This window comes from Pedobacter cryoconitis, assembly GCF_014200595.1.
GTDB classification, from domain to species: domain Bacteria; phylum Bacteroidota; class Bacteroidia; order Sphingobacteriales; family Sphingobacteriaceae; genus Pedobacter; species Pedobacter cryoconitis_C.
Genome location: NZ_JACHCG010000006.1, coordinates 24,008 through 42,343, shown reverse-complemented (window position 1 = coordinate 42,343; position 18,336 = coordinate 24,008). Strand labels below are relative to the sequence as shown.

Sequence of the window (18,336 nt, the reverse complement as noted above, 5' to 3'; positions counted from 1 at the left end):
ATTATGATTAAACCAAAGAAGGCTTCAAATGCGGCAATAAATACTTCGCAGTATAAGAACCCTTTGTACCAATCAGATCCTCAGGCGTTCCCTCAAAAACAACACTGCCACCACCATCACCACCCTCAGGCCCGATATCAATCACCCAATCCGCAGACTTGATCATATCCATATTATGCTCGATCACTAAAATCGTATTTCCCTGCTCAATCAACGTATTCAAAGCAATCAACAACTTCTTAATATCATGGAAATGCAAACCAGTAGTCGGTTCATCAAAAATGAACATCGTTTTACTCGCACTATTTCCCTTAATTAAAAACGAAGCCAGCTTGATCCGCTGCGCCTCACCACCAGACAAAGTATTAGAACTCTGTCCCAAATGAACATACCCCAAACCAACATCAACAAGCGGCTGTAACTTATTCAAAATCTTTGGCTCATTCTTAAAAAACCCTACCGCTTCATCAATCGTTAAATCCAGGATATCAGCCACATTCTTATCCTGATAAGTAATATCAAGAATCTGCTGCTTGAACCTGCGGCCACCACAAGCCTCACAAGGCAAGTAAATATCCGCCATAAACTGCATCTCAATCTTCACCTCACCCTCACCCTGGCAAACATCACAACGGCCACCCTCCACATTAAAAGAAAACGCAGCAGGCTTTAACCCCGCCGCCTTCGCAGCAGGCAAAGCAGAAAACAAAGCACGGACATCGTCCCAAGCCTTCACATACGTGACAGGATTAGAACGCGAAGAACGGCCAATCGGATTCTGATCCACCATTTCTACCTGGCTGATCAGCTCATAATTGCCGAATATCCCATCATACAAACCAGTCTGTTCACCAGCATAATTACCAATTGCCTTTTGCAGCGCAGGATATAAAATCTTCTTGATCAAGCTCGTTTTACCCGATCCCGAAACCCCGCTTACTACCGTAAAAACACCAAGTGGAAACTTCACCTCAATATTCTTAAGATTATTCTCTCGTGCCCCCTTAATCAGAATATGGTCAGCCCATTTTCTTCTCACCGCAGGAATTGCTATATTCTCTTCGCCCGACAAGTATTTCCCCGTCAAACTCTTTTTATCCTTAATAATCTCCTTATAAGTACCCGTAAACACCAGGTTTCCACCTAAAGTACCCGCCTCAGGGCCGATGTCAATAATATGGTCCGCAGCCCTCATCATCTCCTCCTCATGCTCCACCACAATTACTGTGTTTCCAACATTTCGTAAAGACTGTAATACCTCGATCAGCTTATTCGTGTCCCTTGGATGCAAACCAATACTAGGCTCATCCAGCACATAAATAGACCCCACCAAACTACTGCCCAGTGAAGTTGCTAAATTAATACGCTGAGACTCCCCACCCGAAAGCGTATTCGACAACCTGTTTAAAGTTAAATACCCTAAACCGACATTATTCAAGTATAACACACGGCTCGTTACCTCCGCCAGTAAACGCTTTGAAATCTTAACATCCGTTTCAGAAAGCTCCAGGTTATCAAAGAAATCCTGGATAATAGATAAAGGCATTAATACCACATCCACAATCGACTTTCCGCCAATCTTTACATAAGAAGCATCTTTACGCAACCTTGAACCCTTACAATCCGGGCAAATAGTTTTTCCGCGGTAACGCGACAACATCACTCTGTACTGTATCTTATAAGTCTGCTGTTCCAGCTCCTCAAAAAAGGCATCCAGTCCTTCAAAATATTTATTACCCGTCCAGATTAACCGCTGTTCCTTCTCCGTTAACTCATTAAAAGGTCTGTGAATAGGAAAATCAAACTTCGAAGCATTCTTGATCAGCTTATTTAACCACTCCCGCATTTTTTCACCACGCCACGGTGCAATTGCATTATCATAAAGACTCTTGCTCTTATCAGGAACAACCAGATCCTCGTCAATTCCAATCACATTTCCATACCCCTCACAACGCTTACAAGCACCATAAGGATTATTGAAACTAAAGAAATTTGGTGTAGGCTCCTCAAAACGAATCCCATCCAATTCAAAACGATCACAGAAATGAGTGATTTTACCCTCATGCTCCACATAACAATCGCCCTTACCTTCAAAAAAGGCAGTCTGAATAGAATCAGCCAACCGGCTCATCGTTTCATCATCATCATGGAAAACAATCCGGTCAATCAGGATCTTGATCGTCTCAGCATCCTTAAGCTCCGTATCCTTAAACTGCTCATCTTCCAGTACAGCTTCAATTTTATGAACCGTATCCCCAAGGTAAACCCTTAGAAATCCCTTCTGTAACAATACAGCCAGCTCCTCCTTAACAGATCTGTTATTGTGCGGATGAAGCGGGCAGAAAATTGTAGCCACGCTATCCTCTCCAAGTTTGGATACAAAATCAACAACCGTACTTACCGTATCCTTTTTCACTACAGCTCCCGATTCCGGCGAAATAGTTTTGCCGATTCTGGAAAAAAGCAACTTCAGATAATCGTAAATTTCTGTTGAAGTTCCAACCGTAGATCTCGGATTGGACGTAATTACTTTCTGTTCAATTGCGATGGCAGGGGCAATACCTTTAATATAATCAACATCCGGCTTGTTCATCCGGCCCATAAACTGGCGGGCATAAGAAGAAAGACTTTCTACATATCTTCTTTGTCCTTCAGCATACAGCGTGTCAAAGGCAAGGGAAGATTTCCCTGAACCCGACATTCCGGTGATGACTACCAGCTTGTTTTTTGGTATTGCAACATCAATATTCTTGAGGTTATGTACCCTGGCACCCTTGATAATAATGTTTTTATGTGGATCTTTCTCCGTTTCCTTACTCATTGACTTCCTTATAGGATTTGCTAATATAACCCAAAAAACACAAAATTAGTTTGTGGGGAGAATGCAAAAATACGGCTCTTTAAACTAATTTAATTTTTTTTACTACTTTTATTCTTGTAATCTGATAAAAAAATGCTTCTTTTGAACTTGTAACACAATCAATTAAATAACCATTTTTAAAAAACATAGGAGAACCACTATAGCAAAAACATCTACTCAATCTTTTTTTAGCACACCAAGCAAGGGAATTTAGTTTAGATAATCCTATGAAGTTACAATCATATAGTGATCAGGAATTAGTGAAGTTATACCTGAAAGGAAATGAATCAGTTCTTGAAGAACTCCTGAACAGATACAAATCCAAGATATACACTTCTATATATTTACTGGTTAAAGATCAGTATTTAGCAGAAGACATTTTTCAGGATGCTTTTATTAAAGTCATCAATACCCTCCGCTCAGGAAGGTACAACGAAGAAGGTAAATTTTTACCATGGGTGATGCGTATTGCCCACAACTTAGTCATCGATTATTTCAGACGTGAAAAACGTGCGCCGGTTATTACCAGTGCAGATGGGACTGATGTACTCAATATGCTGCAAATTCACGAAGAAAATGCAGAAGATAAATTACTGAGAGAACAAACCCATACCGACCTGCGCGTACTGATCCAGCTTCTTCCTGATGAACAGAAAGAAGTGCTGATTATGCGCCATTACGCAGACCTTAGTTTTAAAGAAATAGCGGATCTGACCGATGTAAGTATCAATACGGCATTAGGCCGGATGAGATATGCTTTGAGTAATCTTCGTAAAATGATGAAAGTAAAGGAAGTAACCTAGAATAGGTTGAAATCGTCTTGTTGTATTTTTTTATCGTTTTAGTAATCTCTCTGCCAAGGCAGAATTAAACTGCTGAAAGTCTGTAGTGCCCATAAGTACAATAAAAACAGACAAACGGAAAAAACAATATGCTCTGATGAAAATAAATGTTGAATTGTTTCGTTAAATTAGAAAACAAAAACAGTTTAATGCTTATGATAACAACCTCTACTCCTATCTCAAATTCCCACTACTTAAATCAGCATGCTGAAAATATAAGTAGTGAGTTTTTCAACGACCTCGATTTAATGTTTTATGAAAGCATAAAATCTCAGATGGACTTGTTGAATAAAAACCCTGATGAGGAAACTATTTCCAAAATCCTGGCTTATTCCAAGTCTCTGTAATCAATCTAAAAGACAAAGCTGCCAGTGATGGCAGCTTTTTTTGTTTTATCTTTGTCCCACTATGCTTAAAAAAGAAAGGTATAAACAATTTGTAGCCTATTTTTCTGCTAAACAGCCTGATGCTGAAACAGAACTTCATTACAATAACCCTTTTCAGCTGCTGGTCGCAGTAATTTTATCTGCACAATGCACCGATAAAAGAATCAACCAGGTTACCCCCGCTTTATTCCAACGCTTCCCGAATGCGAAAGCACTCGCAGAAGTTACCCCTGACATCGTTTTTGATTATATCAGGAGTGTAAGTTATCCGAACAACAAAGCGAAACACCTGGTAGGTATGGCCAACATGCTGTTAAATGAATTTAATAATGTAGTGCCTTCAGATATCGGCCAATTGCAGAAAATGCCCGGTGTAGGCAGGAAAACAGCCAATGTAATTGCATCAGTAATTTACAATGCACCAGCAATGGCCGTAGACACGCATGTATTCCGTGTAGCCAACCGTATCGGGCTCACTACTGGAAAAACCCCACTGGCAGTAGAAAAAGATCTGGTTAAATATTTACCAGAAGAAACTATTCATGTTGCCCATCACTGGCTGATCCTTCATGGCAGGTATGTATGTGTTGCGCGTTCTCCAAAATGCAATATTTGTGAGATCACTTCGATCTGTAAATATTATGAGAAACTGAACAAATCAGCTAAAGCTATTAGCCAGGAAACCCATCAAATTCAACAATTTTAGATATTTTATTATTTATTGAAAATAATTACTTATTTTTGCTAAATAAATTAGTATAATTACTACTGTATATAGTTTTAAATATTTTATATTTACGACCTAATTAAATAAGATGATCCCAAACCCAGATAAATTAAAAGCATTACAACTTACATTAGATAAGTTAGAAAAATCTTACGGTAAAGGTGCCGTGATGAAATTAGGTGATACACCTACTGAATCTATTGAGTCTATCTCAACCGGCTCTATTACCTTAGATATCGCTTTAGGTATTGGTGGTGTACCAAAAGGACGTGTGATCGAGATTTACGGTCCTGAATCTTCTGGTAAAACTACTTTGGCAACCCATATCATTGCTGAAGCACAGAAAAAAGGTGGTGTTGCCGCATTTATTGATGCAGAACACGCTTTCGATAAATTCTATGCAAAGAAATTAGGTGTAGATGTAGACAACCTGTTAATTGCACAACCAGATAACGGTGAGCAAGCTTTAGAAATCGCTGACAACCTGATCAGATCAGGAGCTATTGATGTAATCGTAATTGACTCGGTTGCAGCTTTAGTACCGAAAGCAGAGATCGAAGGTGAAATGGGTGACTCTAAAATGGGTCTTCAGGCCCGTTTAATGTCTCAGGCTTTAAGAAAACTAACAGGAACAATCGCTAAAACAGGATGTTGCTGTATCTTCATCAACCAGTTACGTGAAAAAATTGGTGTGATGTTCGGTAACCCGGAAACAACAACTGGTGGTAATGCCTTAAAATTCTACGCTTCTGTACGTCTTGACATCAGAAGAACTTCTCAGATTAAAGATGCTGATGAAGTTTCAGGTAACAGAGTAAAAGTAAAAATCGTTAAGAACAAAGTAGCTCCTCCATTCCGAATTGCAGAATTCGATATTATGTTTGGTCAGGGAATCTCTAAAGTTGGTGAGATCATCGACTTAGGTGTAGATTTCAATATCGTTAAAAAAGCAGGTTCATGGTTCTCTTACGGTGAAACTAAATTAGGACAAGGAAGAGATGCTGTTAAACAATTACTATTGGACAATCCAGAATTAGCTGACGAAATCGAAAGAAAAATCAGAGAAGAAGTAACTGGTGAGAAATTAGAAGAATTGTTGTAAGCCCAGCCTACTAGTCAACAAAAAACCGGTATACCCCATAAGGATATACCGGTTTTTTTATGAAACCAAAAAAACTTATGGGTTCATAAACTTCATATCCACGTTAACCGCTACATAAGCGGCTATAAATATAGCCGCAACCAGTACGACAAGACCGATATAGTTCTTATTCTTATCCTGTTTGATCATCCAGATCAAAAGCAAAATGAAAGGAACCAGCATCATGCCGAAAAATAAAAAACTCATTGAATTCATAACAAATATTTTAGTGTCTTAATATTAAATATACTACTGCTACCCAAAGTAACAGCTTAAAATTCCATTCTTGATGCAGGAGCAATATCCTGACCAACAAATTCTTGATTTATAAACTTATAATGACCTGCAATAGCAATCATTGCTGCGTTATCCGTACAAAACTGAAACGCAGGAATAAAAACCTTCCAGCCCAGCTCCACAGACTTCTCTTCCAGTGCCTTGCGCAATCCTGTATTGGCAGAAACACCACCAGCAATTGCAATCTCTTTAATATTATATTGCTTTGCTGCTTTCTTCACCTTATTTAATAAGATATGTACAATACTATGTTGTACAGAAGCACAAATATCATTCAGGTTTTCCTGAATAAAATCAGGATTTATCTTTTCCTGCGCTCTGATAAAATATAATATCGCTGTCTTTAAACCACTAAAACTATAATTCAAATCTTTGATCTGAGGTTCAGGAAATTTATAAGCCAGCGGATTACCTTTTGCTGCATGCAAATCAATCAGCGGCCCGCCAGGATAAGGAAGATTCAGGATCTTGGCAGTCTTATCAAATGCTTCACCCGCAGCATCATCCAGTGATTCCCCTACTATTTCCATATCAAAATAGTCTTTCACTAAAACAATTTGCGTATGTCCACCAGAAACTGTCAAACATAAAAATGGAAATAATGGTTTCGGATCATCAATAAAATGCGCGAGAATATGCGCGTGCATATGATTCACAGCGATAAGCGGCAGGTCTAAAGCAAGGGCAAAAGATTTGGCAAAGGATACCCCTACCAATAAAGACCCCAATAATCCCGGTCCCCTGGTAAAAGCTATGGCATTTATATCCTTTTTGCTAACTTTAGCATCGATTAATGCCTGCTGAATTACTGGTACAATATTCTGTTGGTGAACTCTTGAAGCTAATTCAGGAACTACACCACCATAATTTTCATGAATAGTTTGGTTTGCAATAACATTGGCAGTAATTTTGCCGTTATTACAAATAGCAACAGAAGTTTCATCACAAGAGGATTCGATAGCAAGTATTACTGACACGTTGATTATTATTAAGCTACAAAACTATCAAAAAACTATTAAAAATACTTCTTTGGTTTATTGCATCGATTCTGCTGCTGCTCGCGATTATCTTATTTTCGCTTCAGTTCCGGCCTGTGCAGACTTTTGTGGCAAAAAAAGCAGCAGATTACCTGTCCAAAGAATTAAACACGACGATTTCTTTACACAGCATTTACGTTAAACCCTTCAAATATTTAGTCATTGAGGACCTTTTGGTACTCGATCAGCAGAAGGACACCCTGTTAAGCACCCCTAAATTTATTGTAGACCTCAACATGCTGTCCTTCGATAAGCGAATCATTGACGTCAATACAGTACAATTGAACAACGGCTCTTTCTTCCTGAAAAAATATAAAGGAAAAAATAAAGGGACAAATGTTGACTTTATCATTGACTACTTTGATTCAGGCTCTCCAACCACTATAAAGAAGAAAAAGAAACCCTATAAAATCACTTTTAACCGGGTAATCCTGAATAACCTGCAATTAAAATATAAAAACCTGAATGTCGATACCGTCATGAACGGAGTAAACTTCGAGGATGTAGAGCTGACCAGTCTGAACGGTATTTTTGAAAAACTGAATACGACCGATCACCTGATGCAAGCAGATATAAAAAATCTGACCTTCAAAGAGAAAAGTGGTTTTTACCTGAAAAATCTATCCGCATTTACTACGGTAGATACGAACCGTATTGAACTTAAAAAGTTAACCCTGGTTACGAATAAAAGTCATCTGTCGGATTACTTCGAAATGAGGTTCCATGATTATGAAGACTTTAACGATTATGTGAATAAAGTGAGAATGAAGGCTCATTTCAAGAACAGTCACCTGGAATCAAGAGATGTCGCCTACTTCACTTCGGAAGTTGCAAAGATGAACCTGAACATTGACATCGATGGACAGATTACCGGACTCGTAAATAACCTGAGGGCAAAAAAGCTCTCTGTTAAGGCCGGTAAGGCTACCTATATCAAAGGTGATTTCAACCTGAAAGGCTTGCCTGAACTCGATGAAACTTTTATGGAGATGAAAGTTGAAATGGCTTCTACTAATAAAAAGGATTTAGATGAACTGCTGGCTAATGTAACCGGGAACCGTAAAACAGTGATCCCTGTGATTGTCCAGAAATTCGGGGATATTTATTTCAATGGGAATTTTACAGGCTTCCAAAATGACTTTATCGCTTTTGGCGAGTTCAAAACTAAACTGGGGCGGATCGTTTCAGATGTAAACATGAAAATCAGTAAGCAAGGTGTCCCTTCTTACTCCGGAAATGTAAAAACATACGACTTCAATTTAGGGAACCTGATTGATGAAAACAGCCTTGGAAAGATAACTGCCTCCGTTTATGTGAAAGGTAAAGGTACAGAACTCAACAGCCTGACCGAGCAAATTAATGGCGATGTAAAATATATAGACTTCAATGATTACCGTTATACCAATGTTAAAGTGGATGGGGTTTTTGACAAAAAATACTTCGACGGAAAACTGAGTATTGATGATAAAAATATAAAACTGGACTTTGACGGCGGGGTAAACTTAAATCCTAAACTCCCTGTGTTCGACTTTAAGGCTTCTATCAGGAATGCCAAACTTCGTAATCTTCATTTGTTCAAAGACTCACTGATGGTAGATGCGAACTTCCAGACCAATTTTTCAGGGACTAACCTGAACAATATTCAAGGCGATTTACTCATAGAGAAGATAAGGCTTAACAATGTAAAAGGGATCTACAATATTGATTCTGTTCAATTGCAAGCTAAAGGAATTGGTGCAGACAGGACGCTAAGAATCAATTCGGATGTACTGGAAGCCAGTATTCAGGGCCAGTATGACCTGAACACGCTGCCTTCTTATTATAAATCACTTGCAAAAACTTACATCCCTTCTCTTAAAGCAGATATTGTAAATTTCAAAAATCAGATCTTTAAGTTTCAGCTTAAAATCAAACGTTTTGAACCGGTTGCCGAATTAATTGCCCCGGGTTTGGAAATAGAAGATCAGGCAGAACTGGTCGGGAATTTTGATTCCGAAAAGAAAATAGCCACGCTGAATGGATTCATTAAAAAACTGAAATATAAAGGGGTCATCGCTAACAATATTATTATCGATGAAAACACGACGACCAATCAGTTACAGGCAATTATTACTTCCGACCGCGTAGACCTGAATGATAGTTTGTATATCAAGAACGTTAACATTTCAAATGTACTCCGTAATGACAGCCTTGCACTCAACGTTAAACTATCCAATTCAGATGACGCGAATCAGCTGGATTTAAACGGCCTGGTAGAGTTTGGAAAAGATACAACCCGTATCAGTGTCCTGCCTTCCCTGCTAAAAATTAACAGCCAGGACTGGGCTATTCAGGATAAGGTGAGAATAGGTTTCAAAAATGGTAAAACTGAGATCAGTAATTTTGATCTGCGAAATGGCAATCAGCTGTTAACCGTGGATGGAATTTTATCTGAGGATGTTAACGATGTCCTTAAAGTAGGGTTTAAAGACTTCAGCTTAAAAACATTAAACCCTTTCATGAAAACGGTGGGCATACAATTGTCAGGTAATGTAAACGGTAAAACGAAACTTTACGGGCTGCTGAAATCACCAAAGATTAATGATGACATTAAAATTGACTCCCTGAACTTCAATGATACTTATATAGGTTCTTTGACAGATACTTCTTCTTATAATCAGGAAACCAATCTTGCCAGTATATTTACCCGGATCAACAGAGATGGAAAAGAAACCCTTAAAGTGAACGGGCGTCTGGATCTGAAGGAGAAAAACATAGACCTTACCGTGAAAATGGATGAAAGTGAACTGACTGTATTGTCTCCATTTGTAAGCGATCTGGTTTCTAACCTCAAAGGGCATATCTCTACTGACCTCACCATTAAAGGTGCATTTAATGCCCCGCAGATTGACGGAGATATTACACTCGATAAAGCAGAACTAACCGTAAATTACTTAAAAACTGCCTATACCATCTCACAAAAAGTGAGTGTAGATAAAAGTGTGATTGATATTGACGACCTTGAATTAAAAGACGTTGGCGGCAATATTGCGACTGCCCATGGTTCGGTAGATATGAACAATATCAATACACCAACACTGGATATTAATATCAAAGCCAAAAATTTCATGGCTTTAAACACGACAATCAAAGATAATGAACTCTATTTCGGACAAGCTTTTGCTACAGGTACTTTCATCTTCAGAGGCCCGACAAATAAGTTATTTATTGGAATTGACGCCAAAACAGAAAAAGGAACAGTATTCAATCTTCCATTAAATAGTTCAGAAACTGTATCAAACAAAGACTTCATTACGTTTTTGAATAAGGATACCACGGCAAACGTTAAGAAAGCTATCAATTTTGATGGGATCACGATGAGCTTTAAATTACAGGTAGACCCTAACAGTACTGCTAACCTGTTTACCAACCTGGGGAACTTAAGCGGAAAAGGAAATGCCGACCTTAACCTGGAGATCAATAGTCTTGGAGACTTTGAGATGTCGGGTGATTATATCATTGAATCGGGTAGTTTTGATTTTACCGCGCAGGAGATTATCAACAAGAAATTTAACATCAGGCAAGGAGGTACGATCAGGTGGACTGGAAACCCAACACAAGCTCAAATACAGCTGAAGGCAATTTATGAGCTTAGAGCGAGTCTTTCCGACCTGTATGCTGCTGCTAACAGGGATAACAGTAGTAACTCTCTGTTAAGGGTACCTGTGGAAGTTGAGATGGGATTGAGTGGCCTTTTATTAAAGCCGGATATTAAGCTTGATATTTTCTTCCCTTCTAACCCGTCGATCAAAGAAGAACTTCAGGCTTATTTTAGTGATCCGAACAACCTGAACCTTCAGGCATTCAGCTTAATTATCAGAAGAAGTTTTGCTCCTGGAGGTGGTAAAGAGGATTTGGGTAAACAAGTAACGTCTGGCGTTGCCAGTACCGCAACAGAGCTGCTGTTTAACCAGTTTAACAATGTATTATCTTCACTTAACCTTGATTTCGTGGATATCAATATCCGGTCACTCAGTGAGGCCAGTGCATCGTTCAAGTTTTTCAATAACCGGATCATTGTCAATGCAGGTGTCATAGACAACAGAAGTACGAGTGATCTCTCCCCTATCGGATTTTCAAGAAATAGTGTGGGTAGTGAGGTTGAAGTCCTGGCGCTTATCCGAAAGGATGGGACACTGATCGGTAAGCTGGCCAACAAGCCGCCTACACAACAAAGTATTTTTGTCAATACTGGAATAAATCAGAACGTGAATGTAACTTCATTCGGCCTGATTTATTCACAGCAATTTGATAATTTCAGAGAGTTTGTCCAGAAGGTTACGGGAAAATACCGTAAAAACTTAAAGAACAAACAAGATGACACGCACCAGCATAAAAAACAATCTGTTAATAAAGATGCGGTCACCGAAGAACAAAAGAGGTTACTTAAAGAAGCGGTATTGACTACCCCTTCATTATAGTATGGCCCATTTTATCCCTTTTTGTTTTAAGGTAAGTTTCGTTGTGCGAATTGCTTAAGATCTCAATCGGAATATTCTCCACAACTTCTAAACCATAACCAATCAGTCCGGCTCTTTTTGTAGGATTATTAGACATCAGCCGCATTTTACGAACACCCTGTGCTCTTAGAATCTGTGCCCCTACGCCATAATCACGTTCATCACCTTTAAAGCCTAATTTAATATTAGCCTCTACTGTATCAAAACCAGCATCCTGAAGGTTATAAGATAATAATTTGTTCACCAGGCCAATACCACGGCCTTCCTGGTTCATATAAACTACAATTCCTTTACCTTCTTTTTCGATCATCTGTAATGCTTTATGCAGCTGAGGGCCGCAATCGCACCGGCAGGAACCAAAAATATCACCAGTAACGCATGAACTGTGTACCCTAACCAATATAGCTTCATCTGCTGTCCACTCCCCTTTGCTCAAAGCAAGGTGTGTAGCATTATTTTCCAGTTGTGTATAAGCAGTCATTTTGAAATCACCCCATTCTGTAGGCAGGTTAATCGTAACCTCTTCTTTGATCAGGCTATCATTTTTCAGGCGATAAGCAATCAGGTCTTTAATAGAGATTATTTTCAAATTGTGCTGCGCTGCTATTTTGATCAGGTCAGGCAGTCTTGCCATCTCTCCGTCTTCTTTCATAATCTCTACCAAAACTCCGGCAGGTACCATTCCAGCTAACCTCGCTAAATCTACGGCTGCTTCGGTATGGCCTGCACGTCTCAGCACTCCACCATCTTTGGCACGTAAAGGGAATATATGTCCGGGCCTGCCCAGCTCATCAGGATTCGTATCCGGATTGATCAATGCCTGGATGGTCTTAGAACGATCTGACGCAGAAATACCAGTGGTACAACCATGTCCTATCAGATCTACTGAAACCGTAAAATTAGTTTCATAAGCCGCGGTATTTTTACCGACCATCAGCTCCAGGTTTAATTCATCACATCTTTCTTCAGTAATTGCGGCACAGATCAGGCCTCTTCCATGAGTGGCCATGAAGTTAATAACTTCAGGTGTTGCATTCCCAGCAGCAGTAAGGAAGTCGCCTTCATTTTCACGATCCTCATCGTCTACAACAATAACGACTTTACCGGCTTTTATATCTGCAACAGCATCTTCTATTGCGTTCAGTTTAATTTCCATTTTATAATCAGACCTTCAACAAAGGATATATAATTAAATCCAATTTAAGATTCATAAACAAAGTTACAACCTTCCCCGGATAATATATATTTAAAATATCATCGTTAAGTAAGACTCTGATGAAAGACTTATGAATTCTGAATGTTGTTATTTATCGGACGTCTTTCCCTTTTTGAAAATCCTCATGACCAGCGACTTATAATAAGTAAGATCAAAGAGTGCAGAATCAACGGTTGCCTTATAGGTTAAGAATGCCCCTACGGGTGATAAGACAATAATTGCCATCCAGATACCAACCACAGGATGTATATTTCCCTGATTGGCAGACTTTTCTGCTACTGTAGAGATAATATGATAAAAAAGGAAGAAGATAATGGCCATAACTACTGGTAAACCCAGGCCACCTTTACGAATAATTGCCCCTAATGGCGCACCAATAAAGAACAACATTAAACAGGAAACTGCCAATGTAAATTTCCGCTGATATTCTATTCTGATCCTGATCAGGTTTGCGACCTTATCATCATGATCCGGAATCCGGCCTTCTACGGTTTGTTTGATAGAATTAGCCTGATCTAATGCGGCCTGAACAGTATTCATCCTTTTAGCTTCCGGGAACTCCGTCAGGATATTATCGTTAATTTTTGCAGGCGCAACTTTAGCTTTTGTATAACCCTTAGTATAGTTGTTCTGCTTGTAATAGTTGCTGATATTTACCCTGGCATACCGGTTCACGCTATCCAGTTCTTTAGTAAGGGAGTCTGATTTATGGGTCAGCCCTTTGAGGTTGAGCATCTGATTATTTGACCGGAAACTATTCTCGTCTGTCCTGTTCATTTTAAAACTGGACAGGTCAAACTTTTGTTCCGTTTGCCCAAAGCGCATCCGGGTTAATTGCTGCCTTGGGTCGTACCCTTTATTCTGTCCGCTGGACTCTTCATACCTTACACCATCATTCAGTTTTAAGATCAGGTACTGTTTATCTTTTGTGGTATTCATTGTACCATCTTTAGCCACAATGATTTTTGCTACGCCCTGATTTCCGGTATGGTCATAAATCATGATCCCTTTTAAAGAGGTACCATCTGCACCCTTTTCATCTACACGGATTGAATAACCGGGAATACTATTATTAAATACGCCTTCTTTAATCAGAAAAGATAACTTCTTATTCCTGACATCCCATAACAGGGAGCCAAATTTAAGGTTGGCTTTTGGCAGCATATATTCTGAGAACAGAAAAGAAGAGAAAGCGATGCCAATGATCAGTACAAGTAATGGCCGCATAGCCTTTTGTAAGGAGATCCCTGCCGACTTAATAGCCACCAGCTCATAGTTCTCCCCCAAAGTCCCGAAAGTCATGATAGAGGACAGTAATATGGCTAATGGCAACGCCATCGATACATTTGCAGCAGAAGCATAAAACATCAGCTCCACAATCGTATACCATTCAAATCCCTTTCCGATCAGATCATCCACATATTTGAACAGGAAAAACATCAGCAAAATAAACATCACTATAAAAAAAGTGACGATAAATGGTCTTATGAATGCTTTAAGAAGTAGTATGTGTATCTTTTTCAATGTTACAAATGTAGGCAATGCAACTCAAATACTATACACCAATTATAATACTACGCTCCGATTACACTGTGGAGGTAAGTAATCTGGTTATCCCAAATCTGGGTTCTTTCTTTAAGTGTTTCTTCGGTTGCGAAATCAGTAATAGACAGGGCTACATCGTTTGTTAATTCATCCTGTACAATTTCCATTTCAAAATAACAGTGTGGTTCATCATCAATCCATTTGAACTTAACCATCTTATTCTCTTTAAAACTTAACATTTTTGCTTTCTGCACTTCATCATCCCAGGTGAAGGTATAAACCTGATCACGGAAAACCACATCATCAGCAAACCATTGAGACAGGCCATTTGGCTCACTTATGAAGCTAAACAAAATACGCGGAGACGACTTCAACTCATATTCCAGGGTAAATTTTTTCTTTTCTGACATCTTAAATCGCTTATATCTTGTTATTTGTAAATTATTTTTATTTTTTTTCCTAAAGAAAAGTATTTTATTCTATATTTGCAACTCTTAAAAAATAAGAAGCCCACGGCGGGGTAGCTCAGATGGTTAGAGCGCAGGATTCATAACCCTGAGGTCGGCAGTTCGATCCTGCTCCCCGCTACTTGATAATCAAACCTTTAGATGAAATACTCTAGAGGTTTTTTTATGTTCTAAGGTATTCAAATATACCTTTTCTGTGCGCTATCTACCACCATGTGCCTATTTCAAATATAGTATAATAACTGAGAAACAAGCAGAATAAAGATCTTTTGAGCAATTTGATCGTGTTATATTTCACAAATTACAGCTAACTCCGTACTTCAACTTTAGGATACCTTTACAGGATCAATTTAACGCAGCATTTATATATGTCCTTAAAGATCACTATAAATTTTGAAGAGACTTACCCCCCAACTGATATACAGCCCGATTTCACCGAAATGAAATTCATTTCCCCGCAAAAGGACGGTACTGATATTGAATTATTAGTTTCTATAAAATCCCATCCGGATCCGGAATTACCGAATGTTTATAACCTTGGATTTGGCCCATTGGATGAAAATGACAGTTTCTTAGACAATGTTAGGCTACCCCACGTAAATAATAATAAGGTTCTTTCAACAGTTTTGTTCCTGGCACTTTTATTTTTGAAAGAGAATCCGCAGTTAACAATAGGATTGGATGGCTCCAATGATACCAGAGCAACGCTTTATCAAATGATATTCAAATCCAATAGAGATTACCTGAAGGATTTCTTCATTGCTAATGGTGTAGACTGGTATGTACGAATATTCAGGAATGATACTTATGAACAGGACGAGCATGGCAATTATATCAAACGTCCCAGACCTGAACCTTTTAATTATGACCGGACACGACACGACCTTTATCGCTATTACATGTTCAGACTCAAATAATTGGTCTTGTATTTGCAACACAATTAATTATATTTGTATTATGAATCAAAGAATTCAAGATAAGATCGAGGAATATAAAAAAATGGCCAGCAGTCATAAAGGACATGTTTCATTTCCTCATTCCACAACTGCCCGTAAGGATAGTTTAGGAACAGTGATCAGATCTAAAAAAGATGCCGAAGAATTTATGGCTGAGCTGGAAAGTGCTTTCAAAAGATCAAGGTAGATCCCATTTGTCAGTTATCTACCTTGAAATATATTCTATCCCCCCATTACTTATTCATAGCTGAAATCCACCTGTTCTTCACGCCAAATGATTCAGAAGGCTGATCAGATGCAGTAATCACCAGCTTTCCCCCCTTCATGATTTCCTCATGCGTAATCCAGTTCCTATCCAGAACTTTGCCATTCAACGTTACCTTTTCCACATATTTTCGGTTTTCCACATAGTTATCCACACTAATGTTAAGAACTTTTCCATCGGGCCATTTAAAGGAAACCGTTTTAAACAAAGGAACATTTAAATAGTAAACAGGTGACCCTACACAGGCAGGAGAAAATCCACAAGCTGCAAATACATACCAACCCGACATCGCTCCGGCGTCATCATCCATTGTACGGATATAAGCATCAGGCTGATTTTTATAAATCCTGTCAATAAAAGGATCGATCCCTCTGCTGTTATCGTTAAAATAATACTGAATAACGGTATCTACGGCCAGATGGTTCACCAAAGCCTGCGATTTCCATGGTTCAGAAGAAGCATTGTACATAAACGGAACCTGGATATCGGGTTCATTCGCATGATTATACTGATCATTGTCAAAAAAACGATCCAGTTGTTTGATATAAGCAGTATCACCCCCCATCAGCTCAATCAATCCTTTCAAATCGAAAGGAGCAAACCAGCGGTATTGCAAAATCGTTCCCTGGTATAATCCTCTTGCAGATACCCGGTCAACATCTCTTTTAGTTACATCTTCAAAATCCTTTTTCCAGTACTTTTTATATTCAGCTGCCTGATCAAGATATTTTTTACTCAATTCATCTTTCTTCAGCACTTTCAAAATCTGTGACAATGCCCATGCATCATAACTTGATTCCAGTGCCTTATCAGGATGACTATAATCCAGCCGGTCCACATCTTTGACCAATGAATCACAAATCCCTGCAAAATCAACTTTATACCCTTTGCGGTAAGCATCCAGCAACACCACAATAGCATGTTCAGTTCTTACCGTATTAGAAGGTTCATGCTGCGTCGCATAATCCTTTTTACCAAAACTATAAAGGTTGGAAATAGAATTAACCATTCCACTGTATTTTTCCGGCACTATAATAGATAATAGAGGTAACTGTGTCCGGTAATTATCCCAGATTGCCCAACCGTTATACATCGTTTCTTTGGAATGCTGTAAACTGCCATCCGTAGCCCGGTAACTACCATCCTTCTCAGAAATCACATAAGGTGACTGCATTGTACGGTATAGCAAAGAATAGAACAATTTAGCTCTTTGCTGATCTCCTTCTACCTGAATACGTCCCAATACGTCATTCCAGCCCTGTGATCCTAAAGATTTCATCCGGGCAAATGACAAATCATTGAGTACTGCCTTTGCATGTGCTACATCCACAGCAGAAAAAGACACCCTGATTTCTGCACTGTTTTCAGCTGTATTCAGTACAGCAGTTAATTTATGATTTGCACTATCTGTCCATTTCACGGGCTTATCAATAGTAATCACATAATATAACTTATACGTCCCTACATTACAAGTAGTCCTTGCTTCTATAGAACCACTGATACTTTGTCCGTTAATCTCATGTTGTTCTCTAACAAACTGGTTGGCCAGCGTATGGCTCAGATCAAAATAAAACCCCTTTGCTCCTGCCGGGAAATCATAATGTTCCACCCCTTGCTTTTCCACGACTGCAAAAGCGGCTTTAATCCCATTAGAAAAACCAACAGCGTAATTACCCGGTGCAGCAGATTCAGAAGTCTTAATCAGCGCAGAGGCCAAAGGCTGATCTCCCAGATAAGGTTTAATCAGAATATTTCCACCACTTCCTTCACAGCCTACACCTTCAAAACGGTTATGGGTAAAACCAAGAAATATCTTTGCTTTATGTTCATACCCTGCATGTAACTTAGGATAAGTCTGCGGCCCGATACTTAACATACTAAATGGGTAACTGGCAGCCGGTGATATTTGTCCATGATCTCCCGATGAGCCTAAAAATGTATTGACCAATGCAGCCGGATCTTTCACAGCATTAGTTTGAGCGCTTAAATAAAAAGGAAAAAGCAGCAGAATAAAAAAATACTTCATGACAGGTAAAATTAAAATTCAGATTAAAAAAAAAGCCAACCCTTTATTGGAAATAAAGGGTTGGCTTGAAAG

Annotated in this window: 14 protein-coding genes and 1 tRNA gene; 8 read left to right on the top strand and 7 right to left on the bottom strand. The window is 38.9% G+C overall.

Going from position 1 to position 18,336, the window contains the following annotated elements:
* Nucleotides 1-7: 7 nt before the first annotated feature.
* The gene (gene uvrA, locus HDE70_RS24730) at nucleotides 8-2,821 is read right to left on the bottom strand and encodes an excinuclease ABC subunit UvrA (protein ID WP_183892145.1); all 2,814 of its coding nucleotides are present in this window, start codon (nucleotides 2,819-2,821) and stop codon (nucleotides 8-10) included.
* Nucleotides 2,822-3,087: 266 nt separating this feature from the next.
* Here uvrA and HDE70_RS24725 point away from each other — a divergent pair, with 266 nt between their 5' ends.
* The 4 genes from HDE70_RS24725 (at nucleotide 3,088) to recA (ending at nucleotide 5,917) form a co-directional block, all read left to right on the top strand.
* Nucleotides 3,088-3,663 carry an RNA polymerase sigma factor gene (locus HDE70_RS24725; RefSeq protein WP_041882334.1) on the top strand — a complete coding sequence of 192 codons (576 nt, stop codon included), beginning with the start codon at nucleotides 3,088-3,090 and terminating at the stop codon, nucleotides 3,661-3,663.
* A 188-nt stretch (nucleotides 3,664-3,851) separates the two neighbouring features.
* The gene (locus HDE70_RS24720; RefSeq protein ID WP_183868473.1) at nucleotides 3,852-4,049 is read left to right on the top strand and encodes a hypothetical protein; all 198 of its coding nucleotides are present in this window, start codon (nucleotides 3,852-3,854) and stop codon (nucleotides 4,047-4,049) included.
* A 61-nt stretch (nucleotides 4,050-4,110) separates the two neighbouring features.
* Nucleotides 4,111-4,794 carry an endonuclease III gene (nth, locus tag HDE70_RS24715; protein ID WP_183892144.1) on the top strand — a complete coding sequence of 228 codons (684 nt, stop codon included), beginning with the start codon at nucleotides 4,111-4,113 and terminating at the stop codon, nucleotides 4,792-4,794.
* 109 nt (nucleotides 4,795-4,903) lie between these two features.
* Nucleotides 4,904-5,917 (top strand): recombinase RecA, encoded by a 1,014-nt coding sequence (gene recA, locus HDE70_RS24710; protein ID WP_183868471.1) that lies wholly within the window; start codon nucleotides 4,904-4,906, stop codon nucleotides 5,915-5,917.
* A gap of 75 nt (nucleotides 5,918-5,992) precedes the next feature.
* Here the strand turns inward: recA and HDE70_RS24705 are convergent, their stop codons facing one another.
* On the bottom strand, nucleotides 5,993-6,172 hold the full coding sequence (locus HDE70_RS24705; RefSeq protein ID WP_111633532.1) for a hypothetical protein: 180 nt from the start codon (nucleotides 6,170-6,172) through the stop codon (nucleotides 5,993-5,995).
* Nucleotides 6,173-6,228: 56 nt separating this feature from the next.
* A complete protein-coding gene (gene tsaD / locus HDE70_RS24700) occupies nucleotides 6,229-7,230 on the bottom strand; it encodes a tRNA (adenosine(37)-N6)-threonylcarbamoyltransferase complex transferase subunit TsaD (RefSeq protein WP_183892143.1) in 1,002 nt (333 codons plus the stop codon).
* 128 nt (nucleotides 7,231-7,358) lie between these two features.
* Between tsaD and HDE70_RS24695 the strand changes: the two genes are divergently transcribed.
* Nucleotides 7,359-11,750: a translocation/assembly module TamB domain-containing protein gene (locus HDE70_RS24695; RefSeq protein ID WP_317617436.1), complete on the top strand. Its 4,392-nt coding sequence runs from the start codon at nucleotides 7,359-7,361 to the stop codon at nucleotides 11,748-11,750.
* On the opposite strand, the gene HDE70_RS24690 is transcribed toward HDE70_RS24695, so the two are convergent.
* The 3 genes from HDE70_RS24690 to HDE70_RS24680 form a co-directional block, all read right to left on the bottom strand.
* Nucleotides 11,734-12,945, bottom strand: a complete 1,212-nt coding sequence (locus HDE70_RS24690; protein ID WP_111633529.1) for a bifunctional 3,4-dihydroxy-2-butanone-4-phosphate synthase/GTP cyclohydrolase II — start codon at nucleotides 12,943-12,945, stop codon at nucleotides 11,734-11,736. The two genes, HDE70_RS24695 and HDE70_RS24690, sit on opposite strands and share 17 nt — an antisense overlap.
* A 147-nt stretch (nucleotides 12,946-13,092) precedes the next feature.
* A complete protein-coding gene (locus tag HDE70_RS24685) occupies nucleotides 13,093-14,529 on the bottom strand; it encodes an LptF/LptG family permease (RefSeq protein WP_183892141.1) in 1,437 nt (478 codons plus the stop codon).
* Nucleotides 14,530-14,579: 50 nt separating this feature from the next.
* The gene (locus HDE70_RS24680) at nucleotides 14,580-14,960 is read right to left on the bottom strand and encodes an START-like domain-containing protein (protein WP_041882351.1); all 381 of its coding nucleotides are present in this window, start codon (nucleotides 14,958-14,960) and stop codon (nucleotides 14,580-14,582) included.
* Nucleotides 14,961-15,064: 104 nt separating this feature from the next.
* Between HDE70_RS24680 and HDE70_RS24675 the strand changes: the two genes are divergently transcribed.
* The 3 genes from HDE70_RS24675 to HDE70_RS24665 all read left to right on the top strand — a co-directional run bounded on the left by HDE70_RS24675 (nucleotide 15,065) and on the right by HDE70_RS24665 (nucleotide 16,160).
* A tRNA-Met gene (locus tag HDE70_RS24675) sits at nucleotides 15,065-15,138 on the top strand.
* Nucleotides 15,139-15,385: 247 nt separating this feature from the next.
* A complete protein-coding gene (locus tag HDE70_RS24670; RefSeq protein WP_183892140.1) occupies nucleotides 15,386-15,934 on the top strand; it encodes a DUF6934 family protein in 549 nt (182 codons plus the stop codon).
* A 40-nt stretch (nucleotides 15,935-15,974) separates the two neighbouring features.
* Entirely contained in the window at nucleotides 15,975-16,160 is a 186-nt protein-coding gene (locus HDE70_RS24665) for a hypothetical protein (RefSeq protein WP_183892139.1), read from the top strand.
* A gap of 46 nt (nucleotides 16,161-16,206) precedes the next feature.
* Here HDE70_RS24665 and HDE70_RS24660 read toward each other — a convergent pair whose 3' ends face one another.
* Nucleotides 16,207-18,264 carry a glycoside hydrolase domain-containing protein gene (locus HDE70_RS24660; protein ID WP_183892138.1) on the bottom strand — a complete coding sequence of 686 codons (2,058 nt, stop codon included), beginning with the start codon at nucleotides 18,262-18,264 and terminating at the stop codon, nucleotides 16,207-16,209.
* Nucleotides 18,265-18,336 lie beyond the last annotated feature (72 nt).